Origin of the sequence: Ochrobactrum sp. SFR4 (assembly GCF_019730395.1) — a bacterium.
GTDB lineage: Bacteria > Pseudomonadota > Alphaproteobacteria > Rhizobiales > Rhizobiaceae > Pseudochrobactrum.
The window spans coordinates 66,977-81,604 of the sequence record NZ_JAAPBB010000011.1; the positions used below are offsets into that span (position 1 = coordinate 66,977).

The window sequence follows — 14,628 nt, forward strand, 5'->3', positions numbered from 1 at the left end:
GGCTTTTTTGTATCTTCATTGCGTATCAGAGCTGATGCAGACGCACATCCGGATACACATCCTGCGCAATCTCGCATAAATGCTGGTGATGGGTCAGATAAATCACCTGCCCCTGACCGGCCATTTGTGTGAACAGCCGGAAAGTTTCCCGCGCGCGGTCATCGTCAAATGTTTCCATAATATCATCGGCGATAAACGGCATCGGACGGCGCGACACAAATTCATAATAACCGGCGATACGCAAAGCCAGATAAAGCTGAAACCGCGTGCCCTTAGACAGTTGATCCGCCGTTTTTGAACTGCCATCAGCAGCCACAGCAATCAGAATTTCACTGTCCTTGTCGGTCTGCGTTGTCAGCTGGCGATAACTGCCCTGACTGATCGCGGCAAAAGCCGCCGAGGCCTGCGCCATCATGGATGAGCGATGCTGGTCGCGATAAAGGCGCAAAGCCTGTTCCGCCGCACTGATGCCAAAGCGCAGACGTAGATATTGTTTCGATTTCTCTTCAATCTCCAGCAATAAGGTACGGCGCTTTTCATCCAGCTTTGCAGCACTGTCATCACCGGCCTGCGCCTCACGCAAAAGCTGCTCAGCCTGCATTTTCAGGCGGTATTGCTCCTGTTTATGCCGGTCCTGTGCCTCATCCTGTTCACGCAGACCCAGCAATTGCTCTTTGAGCGCAGCACTATCGGCTTGCGCCAGCAGGTCTTCGGCTACTGCCGGATGTGCAAGTTTCAGCAAATGAGTAATCGTTTGCTCTTCATCCGTCAGCATTTGTTCCAGCTGCGCTTTTTTAGCACCGGCCTGAATTTTAAAACCGGCATCTTCCAGCGTATCCGCCTGCAATTGCGTGAGCATTGCCTGCTTTCTGGCATTCAGCTCACTGGCTTTCTGGTTCAGTTGCAGCCTGAGCTGTTCCGCTTCCGCCAGACGACCTTGCAGCTCTTGCAGTTTTTTGTGTTCTTCCTCTGCTTTACGAATGCGCTGCGCGCTATGCATAGCAAGCTCAGCGACCGGAATACCCTCACCCGCCGATGTCTGCACAGGCAGACCAAGACGCTTCGCCAAAGCTTCCGTCTCACGGCGATAGGCTGTCTGATCGTCGTGCATCGCATGGATACGTTGCGCCAGATCATGACTGCGCTCCAGTGCCGGTGTCAGTTCTGCCGTCAAGTTCAGAATTTCCCGCACTTCATCCAGCGCCGGAACTGCATCCGCCTGCCCCAGCCATGTGGCCTGACAAGTGCTTGCCCAATCATTCTGCCACTGCGTATCCTGCGCCTGAACCTCATCAGCATTTTTAAGGCGAAGGCGCAATTCCTGCTCCCGCTCCGCCAATTCGGTCTGCAAACCGGCATAAAGCTGAAAACTGTCATGCAGAGTGACGGCCTGCGTCTGAAGTGCACTCAAACCAGTTTCCGCAACAGCCACACCCGTTTGTTGTAATGCAGTGGTCAGATCAGCTTCCGCCTGCCTGATCTGTGCCAGTTTTTCATCACGCAACCGGCAGGCACGTAAAAACAACTGACGCTTCTGCAGTAACGCCTCACGCTTTTCCATCCAGCGCAATAAACTGCCTGCGGATAGGTTCTCTTTGCAGGCCGGTACAAGCTGTTGCTGCCACATGGCGAGACGTGCTTCTGCCGCCTGCAATTCGGCCTGCGCCGCGGCACCGGAATTTTGAAGATGCAGATTCTGTGCCTCAAGCACAGCAAGCCGTTCCCGTAATTGCATGGCGCGGGCAAATTCTGCAGCCTGTGTCAGCCTGTTATGCACGGCCTGATCGTCTTGCGTCAGATATTGCTCAAACGCATCTGCACTTTCACTGCTCAGCATTTTACGATGCTGCTGCCATGCGGCATTGCGATTTTGGCGCAGTTCCGCGGCCTGTTCCTGCGTAATCACCAGACTATTTTGCTGCACAGCTTGTAATTGCGCGCGCAATTGCACCATTTCATCAGTGTTTTTGACCTGATTATCCTGTGCCTGTTGCCAGCGGTTGTGCAGAGCCTGCATCTCCCGCCCTGCTGCTTCCACTTCTGCACCATCCGGCACTGCCAAGGCGGCAAGTAGTTGCAGATCAGTCTCAAAATCATGCTGACGGTAAGGCAGCGCCTGCCAGATTTCCCGTAATTGCGCTTCTTCTTCGCGTGCAGCCTGATCAGCCAGCCGCAAGGAACTACTCAAGTCCTCACCGCGCAAACGGTTCAGCAGATCATGCAGGTAGCGCATTGATGCAGGATCGTAATGTGCCTGCGTGATGCCGCTTTGCTTCAACTTATCCTGCGCAAGTTTCAGCCGTTCTTCCGCAGCAGCCAATTCCTTGCCGGTCATTTGCAAGGCCGCCATAATACCGGAGCGTTGTTCAATCAGACTGCGCAATGCTGTTTCTGTCTGAATTTTAATGAGCAATGTGCGGGGATCAGCCTTGATATCCCGCCCCAGACGGATCAGCAGCACCTCAATTTTATTCTGCTCAGCACGCAACGCAGCTTCCCGCTCCGGCAAATCCTTCTCTGCCGTCACAAATCGTGCCTGCAAATCCTGTAACTGTCCGGCAGTGCCGGCGAGGTTCAGCGCATTTTCATCAGGATGGATTTCCGCAATTTCCCGTTCCAGTCGCGCTATCTCTGCCGAGTGATTTTCAACACGAACGCGCAGTTCCGCATCATCAATCATCAATCGCGGCAACTCATCGGCAAAACCGGCAGGCACCGCCGGAATATCTGTAAAAGCGGCCAGTTCTTCACGCAGCCGATGCAGCCGGTGATAATGCGGCAATGCATTGAGCATGGCCTCAATCTCAGCAATACGGCCTCTTATTTGCCCATGCGCAGTCAGAGCCTGCTGATATTCAGCCTCAGCCTGCCGGAAACTGTCGCTCAATTTGCCATAGCTTTGCGCCGAGCTTTTCGCATCCAGCTCGGCTTTTGCAGCTTCAAGCTCTTTCAATTGTGCATTGAGATCAACCAGCCCGCCGCTGCGCGCACCGGAACGATAAAACTGATCAGCGCGGCTGCGCAGCAAATTGAGATTCTGACTGATACCCGCGAGACCGGCACTGGCCGAAAACAGCAACTCACCAAGATTACCCTTGCTGGCAAGGATCGCATCGCCGCCTTCTTCCAATGTGTCATCGTCCAGCGAGAACATCATACGATAGGCATTGCGATCAATATCACCTAATTCGTCAGAAATCAGTGTATCCGGTAAAGCGCGGCCTGCATCATCCTGCAGGCTGTTGACACGAGCCTTGGTGCGCACCAGTTCCTGCGTGATACCCTGTAACTGCAGGGAAGCCCCGATTTTCATCGCTGAATAGGAATGCAGAAAATCATAACGGCTCTTATGCTCAATACCGAAGAGCAGATCGAGCAGCGCCGAAAACGTGGTTGATTTTCCTGCTTCATTCGGCCCGTAAATAATATGCAAATCGGGTTTGCCCTGATCTGCCGCACCAAAATCCAGCACATGGTCGGTAAAGCGGCCATAGCGGGTGAGATCCAGACGATTAATCCGCATTATGCCTGTTCCTCTGCCTGCGCGGCCGCACTCAATTCTGCCAGCACATCCTCGCTGCCCTTTTGTAATAAGAGAGCAATCAGTGCCTGCGCCTGCGTTTCATCTCCGCCGAACATATTGCGGATTTCCGCAGGTAATTTTTTCACCAACGCATCCATTTGCTCTGCGAGGCCGCTCTGAAACTGAACATTGGCAGCCAGTTCATCGCTGATCAGCCTGCCCAGTTCATGCAGCGGATCAGCTGTAAGAATGGCATTTTGCTGGTGAGCTTTACGCGGCGGGGTACATTCAATCTCCAGCTTTTCAATCCAGCAATCGCCGGTTTGTGCTGCTTTGTCTTCTGCTTCCGTCAGCAGCAGATCATGATCACGACGCATTTGCCATGCCAGAGCTGTCGAACCGGTCAGATGCAGACGGGCAACCAGATGTTCACTGGCCGTCGCTTCACGCTTGGCTTCCAGCGCCTCATGCACTGCCTGAACAAGTGCGCGCCAGTCCTCACACTCTGTGACATCGACATGCACACGCTCAAATTGCGCTATTGACGTCAGCCGCTCTTCCGTATGAACGATGCCGCTATCATCAATAGTCACAAGTGTTACGGATTTCACTCCGGCCTCATTAATATCCCGCCCCTGCGGATTACCGGCCATCACGACTGTACTGTTATACGCACTTGTCGGCACATAAACCGCCCGCTTGTGGATGTGCCCCAAAGCCCAGTAATGGAAACCGTGCGATTGCAGATCAGCCACGCTGACCGGTGCATAAAGATCATGCCCTTCGGCACCGTTGAGGCTGGTATGCATCAGCCCGATATTGACGGCACCGCTGACCGGCAATCCGTAATTGGGCAACAAGCTGTCCGGCGCATGGGATTTGGCAAAACTCAGACCATGAAACACCACCGGCTGCTCATGATCCGGTGCAGTTACTGTAATCACACGGGCCTTGCGGTCGAAAATCTGCACCCGTTCCGGCAGGATCAGCTCTTTGGTAATTTTCGACAGCGCATCGTGATTGCCGCGGATAATAAAAACATCAATACCTGCCTGATCCAGACGCCGCAGCTGCTCTGCCAGAAAACGTGCGGTTTTCATTGAAGTCTGATCACCGTCATAAAGATCACCGGCAATCAACAGCGCATTCACGCGCTCGCTGAGTGCCAGATCGATAATGCGCTCAAAAGCACGACGGGTCGCATTACCGATCAGCGTCGCAAGTTCCTGATTACGCAAAGCCAGTGAGCGCAGCGGTGAATCCAGATGGATATCTGCCGCATGAATGAAACGGTAGGTCAAATCAGCTCCTGAAAAATCAGGTTAAAGTCGTTGCGCTGACTATGCGACGGGCCGGTTACAAAAATCAATGCAATGGCGCATTTTATAAGTGCATAGCGCAGTATGTTCATCTGACAGAATAAATTCTTGTAAATCATAGGATTTTCTTGCCGAAAACACTTACAATTGAAAAATCCCGTTCCTATATGCAGACAAAGCACTTTTTCAGGAGACACATATGTTGCGTGCCACCTCTCGTTTAGGCCAGTTCACAATCGCATTGGGACTGGCGCTCGTTGTATCGCTTTCGGCGATGGATATTGCCGATGCCAGACGGGCGGGCGGTGGCGGCTTTGGCAGCCGTGGCAGCAAGACCTATCAGGCGCCTGCGCCAACCCGCACAGCACCAAACACTGCAGCACCGATTGAGCGTTCGATGACGCCAAATACCGGTGCGCAGACACGTCCGGCACAGGGTGCTGCGGCAGCGAATGCGGCAAAGCCTGGCTTCTTCAATAATTTCGGTCGTTCCATGCTCGGCGGTCTGCTGGTCGGTGGTCTGATCGGTATGCTGCTTGGCAATGGTCTCGGCGGTATGGCCGGTTTCCTCGGCCTGATCCTGCAGGTTGCTCTCTTCGCCGGTCTGGCGATGCTGGCTATGCGCTTCTTTGCGAACCGCAATAAAACTGCAACGGCTGCTGCCGGTGCCGGTTCTGCACGAACAGCACAGAATTTTGGCAATCAGTTCGGCAAGCGTGATGCGCAGGCACAGAACACCAATGCGCGCTCATCCACATCTGTTCCGTCAGCCGGCTTCGGTGCGGGAGCAAGTGCTGCTGCCGCAAACATGATGCAGCCTGCTGTGGAAGAGAAGCCACTGACTGTCTCACAGGAAGATCTCGAGCATTTCGAAAAAATGCTGACCGAAGTTCAGACAGCCTATGGTCAGGAAAATTACGGTACCCTGCGCCAGCTCGCAACACCGGAAGCTATGTCCTACCTCGCCGAAGAACTCGGTGAAAACGCCACCAACGGTCTGCGTAACCATGTCAGCGAAGTGAAATTGCTGCAGGGTGACGTTTCAGAAGGCTGGAGCGAAGAAGGCAAAGACTACGCCACCGTTGCCATGCGGTATGAAAGCGTTGACTACATGGCAGACCGTGACACCGGCGAATTGGCCGAGGGCGAAAGCACTGATATTTCGGAAAGCGTTGAAGTCTGGACATTCGTACGCCCTGCCAATGGTCGTATCGAAGACTGGAAACTCTCGGCAATTCAGGCTGCATAAGCATCTGACATTACTTCTTATTTCGTATAGAAAAGCCGCCTTGATCTTCAGGGCGGCTTTTTTCATAGGGAACTTATGGTTCCTATGAAGCGTTACGGGTTTGAAAATCAATATTACAAATAAATTTTTATGATTGCATTTTTTTGCAATCAATTATACTTAATTAAAAATATAGAAAGCAGGTATGACATGCAAAAACCAGACATTGCCACATTTTATGATCAGCGCACCGGCTCCATGCAATATGTTGTCGCCGATCCTGAAACACTGGATTGCGTGATTATTGATCCGGTGCTGGAATATGATGAAAAATCCGGTCAGACGGCCACTCATCACGCCGATGAGATGCTGGATTATATCGCACGCCGCAGCTACCGGCTGGTACATATTCTCGACACGCATCCTCATGCTGATCATCTTTCTGCCGCTCATTATCTGCATACCCGCACCGGCGCGCCGACAGCAATTGGCGCGGAAGTGAAAAAAGTCCAGAAAATCTGGTCTGAGCTGTATAACTGGCCGGACCTTGCCTGTGACGGCTCGCAATGGGATCATCTGTTTGAAGACGGTGAGACATTCAAAGTCGGCAATCTTGATGCACGGGTTATTCACTCTCCGGGGCATACGCTGGCTTCGATTACCTATGTCATCGGCGATGCAGCCTTCATCCACGACACATTATTCATGCCGGACGGCGGCACCGCACGCGCCGACTTCCCCGGTGGCGATGCAACCGCACTATGGAACAGTATCCAGACCATTCTGCAACTGCCGGAAGATACCCGCCTTTTCACCGGTCATGACTACCGGCCGAACGGTCGTGAAGTGCGTTGGGAATCCCGTATTGGTGAGCAGTTACAGGATAATATCCATCTCAGCCGCTATCGTGATGAGGACAGTTTTGTCACGGCACGTCAGGCGCGGGATGCAACTTTACCAATTCCGAAACTGATGCTCCATGCCTTGCAGGTGAATATTCGCGGTGGGCGTCTGCCTGAGCCTGAAAGCAACGGACAGCGTTATCTCAAAATTCCTCTCGGCCGTTTTGACGGCGCACCTTGGGAATAAGCCATGAGCACTCTTATCGATGACACCGACCTGACGATGGCCACGGCTCCCGATGCCGCTGAACTGCGCGAACAGGTCAACGAAGCCTCGGCCTTCCTGAAAAAGCTGTCCAATCCGGACCGCTTGCAGGTGGCTTGTGCATTGGTTGAAGGTGAAAAATCCGTGCGGGAACTGGAGGATATGCTGGGTATTCGTCAACCCGGCCTTTCCCAACAACTCGCAGAGCTACGCACAGCCGGTTTTGTCAGCGCCCGCAAGGAAGGCAAAGCCGTATTTTATTCTCTTGCAGATGAACGGGTGAAAATCTTCATCCGTACAATGCATCAGCTGTTTTGCGCTCCGGATATAAGGACATAACATCATGGAAAATTTCACCCCATGGTCTGCTCTTGGCGGCGGATTGCTGATCGGGCTTTCGGCCGTCTTGCTGATGTTTTTTGAAGGGCGAATTGCCGGTATCAGCGGTATTGTCAGTCGGCTTTTCCCGCCCTATGGCGATAATCGCTTTTTATCCCGCGCAGGCTTTGTACTGGGGTTGCTGATTGCCCCTTTCCTTTACTTGCTCTTCAGCGGTCACACACCGGTCATCAGTGTTTCTTCTGATCCGGTGCTGATGATTGTTGCCGGTTTACTGGTTGGTTTCGGCGCGGTTCTGGGTAGCGGTTGCACATCCGGTCATGGCGTATGCGGAATTTCACGGCTATCCCCGCGCTCCCTCCTCGCAACTGCACTGTTCATGGCAACCGGTTTCATCACCGTCTACATCATGCGCCATCTGATCGGGTAAAGGGGATAGCAATGTCATTTCTGATCAATCTTATTATTGGCCTGATCTTCGGGCTTGGACTGGTGATCTCAGGTCTTGCCAATCCTGAAAAAGTACTGAATTTTCTGGATATTACCGGTAATTGGGATCCGTCATTAGCTCTCGTCATGGGCGCAGCAGTTGTCACCACATTCATTGGCTTTCGCATGGCTTTTACCCGCAAGAAACCGGTCTGCGCTATAAATTTTGATGTGCCTGCCAACCGCAAACCGGACAGATCACTGGTTATTGGTGCTATTTTGTTCGGTATCGGCTGGGGATTTGGCGGCATTTGCCCGGGGCCAGCGATTACCACAGTCGGTTTGGCTGCAACCGGCACATTGATCTTTGTTCCGGCGATGATTGCCGGCATGCTAATTGCCCGTAAAGTCAAGGCTTCCTGAAAAATCAGGAAGCCTTCATTCGTCGGCACTTTTAAAGTGTCAGAGCGACCTTTGTGAGCCAAATATGATTCACAGCGCTCTGATTTGGTCAATAGCGTGAAATACGGGGCCATGGCCGAGTGAGCGGCCGGTCTCATCTTTCATACCCACTTCAAGTCGGTGTGCGGCACTGATTGCCCGCAACAGATAGGCTTTCGCCTCGCGCACCGCATCCGGCAATGAATTGCCTTTCGCTAATTCAGCAGCCAAAGCACTGGAAAGCGTGCAGCCTGTGCCATGCGTATCGGGCGTTTCAACACGCGGCGCTTCAAACCACAGATTATATTCCGCGCTTAGAAGCAGATCAGGGCAATGCTCTCCCGTCATATGCCCGCCTTTCATCAGCACAGCCTTACAACCTTTAGCCAGCAAAGCCTGACCCTGACGCTCCATATCCTCACGGTTTTCAGCTACAGGCACGCCAAGAATAGCGGCTGCTTCCGGCAAGTTGGGCGTCAATAAGGTTGCCAGCGGCAGTAGTTTTTGCGTGAGGCTTTCCACCGCCTGCGGGTCGAGCAACGCCGCCCCGCCTTTGGCAATCATCACAGGATCAAGCACAATCTGCAAATCCGGCTGTTTAATCAGCTGCTCCTGCAAAATCTGCGCCACACAATCGGAAATCTGCGCATTCACAATCATGCCGATTTTAACCGCATCAACCCGCACATCGCTGAAAATCATTATGAGCTGCTGCGCCACAAAATCTGCCGGCACAGCAAAAACACCGGAAACGCCCTGCGTATTCTGTGCTGTCAGTGCGGTTAATGCCGCCATGCCATACGTATCGCGGGCAGCGAATGTTTTCAGATCAGCCTGAATTCCGGCTCCGCCCGACGGGTCAGAACCGGCAAGGGAAAGAACATTTTTCATTGCCTATCCCTTTGCAGCACGAAAACCGGCGATTGCCGCATGGAATGCACGTGCTTCCAGTTCAGGATCATCCTGACCACAAATTGCTGAAACAACAGCCAGACCATTAACACCGGTTGCCAGCACATCATCCACATGCGGCAGTTTAATGCCACCAATGGCGACCGCAGGCAGTCCATTATGGGAGTAAACCCGCTTCAATCCGTCAAAACCAATGGAAGGCGCGCAATTCTTTTTGGTTGCTGTCGGGAAAACAGGACCAATGCCGAGATAATCCACCACAACACTATCCGCTTTGGTGGCCATTTCTGCAGTCTGTACAGACAGACCAAGGATCATATCCGGCCCGATTTTAGCACGCACCTGCTCCGGCGAACCGTCATGCTGGCCGATATGTAAACCATCAGCGCCGACAACAATCGCAACCTCAACATTGTCATTGATAATCAGCTTGGCATTGGTACCTTCAAGCGCTGTTTTTAGCGCTTTGGCCGTTTCAAGCATCTCCTGCTGGCTGGCATCTTTGTCACGCAACTGCACCATTGTGGCACCGCCACGCACAGCTGCAATTACGGTTTCCACCATGCCAAAACTGCCGCAAAGCTCACGGTCGAGAACGAGATAGAGCGACAAATCAAACTGTTTCATAGAATCGTACCTTTGCCTGAGACTGGAATTGTGCGGGTGTGAGCGCATAAAGCGCATCGATAAAGTGAATTTGGAAACTGGCTGGCCCCTGCGCCTGCAATGCCGCCTGTTCTCCGGCCACCGCATACATGGCCAGAGCGGCTGCGGTCGCTTCCAAAGCGGAAGCCTTATGAGAAGCAACGAACGCACCGGTCAGGCAGGTCAGCGCACAGCCAAGTGCTGTCACTTGCGGCATCAGCGCTGAGCCGCCGTCAATACGCAAAGTGCTGTGGCCGTCGGTCAACAGATCATAAGCGCCGGTCACTGCAACAGTGCATTGATACTGCTGTGCCAGTTGTTGTGCCGCATGATGCGCACTACCGGCATCATCGCCGCTGTCTGCCCCTTTGCCCCGTGCGGAAAAACCTGCAAGGGTCAGAATTTCAGACGCATTACCGCGAATAATTGTTGGTTTCAGCGCCAACAGGGTCTGCGCCGCTTCTCTGCGGAAAGTGGAAGCAAAATGAGCTACGGGATCAAAAACCCACGGAATATTATGCGCATTAGCGGATGTGATCGCCGCAATCATCCCCTGCACCCAAAGCGGAGAGAGCGTGCCGATATTAATCGTGACCGCACCGCAGAGTTTGGCAAATTCTCCGGCTTCTTCCTGCGCATGCAGCATGGCAGGAGAAGCACCGGCAGCCAGAACCACATTGGCGGCCGTATTCATCGCTACGAAATTTGTGATGCATTGTATGAGAGGTTTCTGGCGTCGCATGGTTTCCAGCACAATGCCGAAATCCGGTAGATCTTTCATATCAGCCCTCCGCCACGGTGAGGGTCTGATACAGGGTGCCACTATTTCGCCTTGCGATAAGCGCCCTTTAATCTGACTCCCTCCGCCGGCATTATCCGGTTCAGGTTCAAAGGGTACTTCTCAGCCGGTATCATCCGGGCGCCCCTGTCTTTGATCGCTATTATGGCAGAGCAGGCACTACCTGTCCACCACCTGAAAGATTAGCTGATTAATATGGCACGGAAATCATTGACATTTGTACCGGTCGGCCCTGTCACAAACAGATCGCCACTTGCATGGAATGCGCTCCAGCTGTCATGCCCTGCAAGATATTGCTTCGCATCCAGCCCCAGCTCTGTCATGCGTTGAATTGTGCCTCCATCCGCGAAAGCACCGGCATTATTTTCCGAACCGTCTATGCCATCAGTATCCGCAGCCAAAGCGTGAATATTCTCAGAGCCAGCAATATTCAGCGCCAATGCCAGCATGAATTCACTGTTGCGCCCGCCTTTACCGGCTTTAGCACCGGAACCGAGCGTTACCGTTGTTTCGCCGCCGGACAACAACAACAAAGGTTGTCCTGCCTGACGATTACGCGCCTGATATTGTGCCATTGCCCCATGCATCAGTGCGATGTCTTTTGCTTCACCTTCAATCGCATCGGAGAGAATGAGTGTTTCAACGCTCTGTTCTTCAGCCAATCTTGCTGCGGCAGCCAGTGACTGTGCTGCACTGGCGATAATATGGTGGCTGTGGCGGGCAAATATTGCATCATCCAGCTGCGGTGCATCGGCTGCAGCGCTTTGTAAATGTGCCATGACCGTTTCCGGTAATTGCATCTTGTAATGGTCAATATATTTCAGCGCATCATGACGGGTTGCGCGATCGGCAATCGTCGGCCCTGAAGCGATCAGCGCCGGATCATCCCCCGGAATATCAGAGACAATCAGGCTGACCATACGGGCAGGCCCTGCAAGAGCAGCAAGCCTGCCACCTTTAATCGTAGAGACATGCTTACGGATAGCATTCATCACGCTGATCGGCGCACCGCTGGCAAGCAAAGCGGCATTGACTGCCTGCTCATCCGCCAGTGTCAGTCCCTCCGGTGGCGCAGGCAACAGAGCCGAGCCGCCGCCGCAGATCAATGCCACCACCAGATCGTCTTCATGCAAGTCTTTCAACGCAGCTTTCAACTGTTTTGCTGCTTCCAGTCCCGCTTCATCCGGCACCGGATGTGCGGCTTCCAGCACTTTAATAAAACCGCATTCCGCTCCATAGCCATAGCGAGTAACAACCACGCCCCGTGGCGCAGGATTTCCGGCCTCAACCCATAAAGTCTCAAAGGCTTGCGCCATTTGTGCAGAGCCCTTACCGGCGCCGATGACGATGGTTCTGCCCTTTGGCGCTTGTGGTAAATAGGGTTTGAGACAATGCAGCGGATCAGCCGCCTGAACCGCAGTGTCAAACAGGGATTGCAGGAATTGCCGTTCCTGCCCCTGTTTCAGTTTAATCTGTGCCCGTCCGATGCCCTGCGGCAACTGGCTGCCGCCATCGCTGTAACCGGCAGGTATTGCCCCCGCCGCATTGATGACACGGCGCTCGGTAATCGCTGCGAATATCTGATCAACCGCCTGTTTAGCCCCTGCAAGTCGTGACGGGTGGTCGGTATCTGCCGCCGCATGTGGCAGTAACAACATGGCTTCCGGATATTTTTTAGCCAGCGGTAAGTAAGGCGCTAGCGGCCCTGACAGCACGCCGTTTTTTTCAAACAGGTCAGCATCCACCGCAACATTGCGGATATAACCGCTCTGCATCAGACGATCCAAAGCCACAATATCTACGAGCTCACCACGGTCATAATTGATAACCATAGCACCCTCATTCATTGCAGACAGTACCGTATGGCTGACCAGTCCCTGATTGCTGTAGCGCCCTGTCTCCTTGTTCAGCGCGCCAAGCCCCAGATGCACACTCAGCACATCAGCATTTTGCGCAGCGGTTTCGGGTGTTGATGCATAGGCATAGCCCTGACTTTCAATCCACTGACGATGATGTTCGCGGGCATAAATAGTGACATGCATAGCAAAGGCTTTCGCCAGTTTTGCCACTTCCATGCCAATATTACCGCTGCCGAGAATGGCAATCTTGCGGCCTTCAAGTCCGAAGCTCGGGAAACGCGCCAAATCGCGGCCGGTATCAAAGCTACCTTCCAGTACCTGTTTATATAGAGTGGCGGTGTCCAGATCGGGACGAAACTGTAGAAGCGCTTTCAGCACCATTTGCGCGGTAATACGGCTGTTGATGCCCGGTGTATTCATCAAAGGGGATTTGCCGGAAACCCATGATTGTGATTGCATGTTGCCGGTGCCTGCACCAATGCGTACTCCACCCTCAACAAACAGGCATTGCGGCGGAATGCGGGTGGCAGCAGCAATAACCGCATCATATTGCCCCTGTCCCGCAGCCGCGATCAGCTCTTCTTCAGTGCTGAGATCAGGGCAATAGAAAAAATGTAATTTTCCGGCTGTGAGTGCCGAGACTGCCTGCAAAGCATGATCGTGAAAGACCGCGCCTTTGTCTTCGATGTAGCGGCGAATTTCATTCCATTGATGCTTGCCATGTGCATCAAGACGCAACTCCAGATGATTCGTGATGAGGATTTTGGCAGTTTTGTCCGGCATGGCTTCAGTTCCCTTATAATTATTCAGTACGGGGCAATACCCAGATTATAATGATTGGCAATCTGCCAGAACCAGTCTTTGTCGAGATCTTCCTGTCTCTTTTGGATTGTTAGGTGTTCTGCACAATGATCGAACAGAGCATAACAAAGCTGCTCGTCATCATGGCGGGCATAATAAGCAATGCCATCGATATTTTCCGGATGATCATGCAGCGCCTTTGACCAGTGTTGCGCAGTGTCATAGGGCAAACCGCTATGCAGAATCTCTGCCGTTGCACCAAGAATGGCAAGCCCGCGTCCTGCAAGTTTGGCCAGTTTCAACGAAGCCATCAGCTCCAGCACTACATGTGCTTTCTTTTGCAGAATCTGTAAATCAATCAAACTCCGCCCGGGTTCGCGTAAGAATGTTTCGGCAAAAGCACCCTCGCGTGCAGCGGCTGTATATAGCACGCCATAGGATGCATCCGGCGCGTTGAGCCTGCCCATTCTTGAACGATCAAAATAAACAGGCTCAAAGGCAGCAGTATAGAAACGATAAAGCTTACTTCCCGCAGCCAGAGTGATCAGCTCAGGCTGTCGGGAAGCCAGATTATGTGGTGGCTGCGGCCCGCTCACGCGCCTTGCAAACCATTGAGCCGTGCAGCTTCCAGCACCGCTTCTGTTTCACCGCGACGCAGCAACTCAATCGGTTTTTTGCCGTTGAGGCGTTCATCAGGCCTGCTCAGAAAGTTCAGCAAAAACCAAGGACTGGCACTGCCAAGCGCCTGACGCACAGCTTTCAGTCCGGCAACAATGCTGCCATCATTGAGAAACTGGATTGTCGGATAGGCACGGCGGTTACCGGGTCCCGGAACTGCAAGCAATGAACCATCCTGTACGCGTTTATCCACGGCCTGACGGGAAATACCCTGTAATAACAGGCGTACCTGTTCCAGCGTATAGGCACCGCCCGCCGCCCGCAGATCCTGCTGAGCGATCTCAACACCACGCAGCAAGGCCAGAGCACGAGCATCCGGCTGGTATGCGTCTTTGGCAACCGCTTTACCTGCAGTTAACGGCACAGTCTGACGCTTCGCGCGACTTGTCGTAGCGCGTGACTTTGCTTTTGCTGCAGGAGATTGCCGTGCTCTCTCAGTCTTCGGTGTATTCTGCGTTGTCTGTACCATTTTCATCTCCTGAACTTAAAGATGATACTGCACAGGCTGGTTGTCAAGCTTGCTGTTGTTGTCAAGGTTGACAAGGTTG

Annotated in this window: 13 protein-coding genes, 1 pseudogene and 1 riboswitch; of the genes and pseudogenes, 5 read left to right on the plus strand and 9 right to left on the minus strand. The window is 53.0% G+C overall.

Annotated elements, in window-relative coordinates; translation table 11 throughout:
* Positions 1 to 25: 25 nt before the first annotated feature.
* Both HBA93_RS13605 and HBA93_RS13610 read right to left on the minus strand, forming a co-directional pair.
* Positions 26 to 3,523 (minus strand): ATP-binding protein, encoded by a 3,498-nt coding sequence (locus HBA93_RS13605; protein WP_221723629.1) that lies wholly within the window; start codon positions 3,521 to 3,523, stop codon positions 26 to 28.
* Positions 3,523 to 4,824 carry a metallophosphoesterase family protein gene (locus HBA93_RS13610; protein ID WP_221723630.1) on the minus strand — a complete coding sequence of 434 codons (1,302 nt, stop codon included), beginning with the start codon at positions 4,822 to 4,824 and terminating at the stop codon, positions 3,523 to 3,525. The genes HBA93_RS13605 and HBA93_RS13610 overlap by 1 nt, the downstream gene beginning before the upstream one ends.
* Positions 4,825 to 5,041: 217 nt before the next feature.
* Between HBA93_RS13610 and HBA93_RS13615 the strand changes: the two genes are divergently transcribed.
* The 5 genes from HBA93_RS13615 to HBA93_RS13635 all read left to right on the plus strand — a co-directional run bounded on the left by HBA93_RS13615 (position 5,042) and on the right by HBA93_RS13635 (position 8,368).
* Positions 5,042 to 6,091 (plus strand): Tim44 domain-containing protein, encoded by a 1,050-nt coding sequence (locus HBA93_RS13615; protein ID WP_221723631.1) that lies wholly within the window; start codon positions 5,042 to 5,044, stop codon positions 6,089 to 6,091.
* A gap of 189 nt (positions 6,092 to 6,280) precedes the next feature.
* A complete protein-coding gene (locus HBA93_RS13620) occupies positions 6,281 to 7,159 on the plus strand; it encodes an MBL fold metallo-hydrolase (protein ID WP_221723632.1) in 879 nt (292 codons plus the stop codon).
* A gap of 3 nt (positions 7,160 to 7,162) precedes the next feature.
* Positions 7,163 to 7,516, plus strand: coding sequence for an ArsR/SmtB family transcription factor (locus HBA93_RS13625; RefSeq protein ID WP_286201932.1), 354 nt, complete (start codon positions 7,163 to 7,165; stop codon positions 7,514 to 7,516).
* Between the two features lie 4 nt (positions 7,517 to 7,520).
* Positions 7,521 to 7,946, plus strand: a complete 426-nt coding sequence (locus HBA93_RS13630) for a YeeE/YedE family protein (RefSeq protein WP_221723633.1) — start codon at positions 7,521 to 7,523, stop codon at positions 7,944 to 7,946.
* Between the two features lie 11 nt (positions 7,947 to 7,957).
* Complete coding sequence (locus HBA93_RS13635; RefSeq protein ID WP_221723634.1) at positions 7,958 to 8,368, plus strand: DUF6691 family protein; 411 nt, start codon at positions 7,958 to 7,960, stop codon at positions 8,366 to 8,368.
* Positions 8,369 to 8,437: 69 nt separating this feature from the next.
* Here the strand turns inward: HBA93_RS13635 and thiD are convergent, their stop codons facing one another.
* The 7 genes and pseudogenes from thiD to HBA93_RS13665 all read right to left on the minus strand — a co-directional run bounded on the left by thiD (position 8,438) and on the right by HBA93_RS13665 (position 14,549).
* The gene (gene thiD, locus HBA93_RS13640; protein ID WP_221723635.1) at positions 8,438 to 9,277 is read right to left on the minus strand and encodes a bifunctional hydroxymethylpyrimidine kinase/phosphomethylpyrimidine kinase; all 840 of its coding nucleotides are present in this window, start codon (positions 9,275 to 9,277) and stop codon (positions 8,438 to 8,440) included.
* A gap of 3 nt (positions 9,278 to 9,280) precedes the next feature.
* Entirely contained in the window at positions 9,281 to 9,925 is a 645-nt protein-coding gene (thiE, locus tag HBA93_RS13645) for a thiamine phosphate synthase (protein WP_221723636.1), read from the minus strand.
* Positions 9,912 to 10,724 carry a hydroxyethylthiazole kinase gene (gene thiM, locus HBA93_RS13650; RefSeq protein ID WP_221723637.1) on the minus strand — a complete coding sequence of 271 codons (813 nt, stop codon included), beginning with the start codon at positions 10,722 to 10,724 and terminating at the stop codon, positions 9,912 to 9,914. The genes thiE and thiM overlap by 14 nt, the downstream gene beginning before the upstream one ends.
* 60 nt (positions 10,725 to 10,784) lie before the next feature.
* Positions 10,785 to 10,880: riboswitch (TPP riboswitch) on the minus strand.
* Between the two features lie 44 nt (positions 10,881 to 10,924).
* Positions 10,925 to 12,208, minus strand: a complete 1,284-nt coding sequence (locus tag HBA93_RS24195) for a glycerate kinase type-2 family protein (RefSeq protein WP_286201934.1) — start codon at positions 12,206 to 12,208, stop codon at positions 10,925 to 10,927.
* A 180-nt stretch (positions 12,209 to 12,388) separates the two neighbouring features.
* Positions 12,389 to 13,384: pseudogene (locus HBA93_RS24530) on the minus strand (NAD(P)-dependent oxidoreductase); the annotation flags it as partial.
* Between the two features lie 23 nt (positions 13,385 to 13,407).
* Positions 13,408 to 13,998, minus strand: coding sequence for an RES family NAD+ phosphorylase (locus HBA93_RS13660; RefSeq protein ID WP_353619363.1), 591 nt, complete (start codon positions 13,996 to 13,998; stop codon positions 13,408 to 13,410).
* Complete coding sequence (locus HBA93_RS13665; RefSeq protein WP_122093160.1) at positions 13,995 to 14,549, minus strand: hypothetical protein; 555 nt, start codon at positions 14,547 to 14,549, stop codon at positions 13,995 to 13,997. The genes HBA93_RS13660 and HBA93_RS13665 overlap by 4 nt, the downstream gene beginning before the upstream one ends.
* Between the last annotated feature and the right edge of the window lie 79 nt (positions 14,550 to 14,628).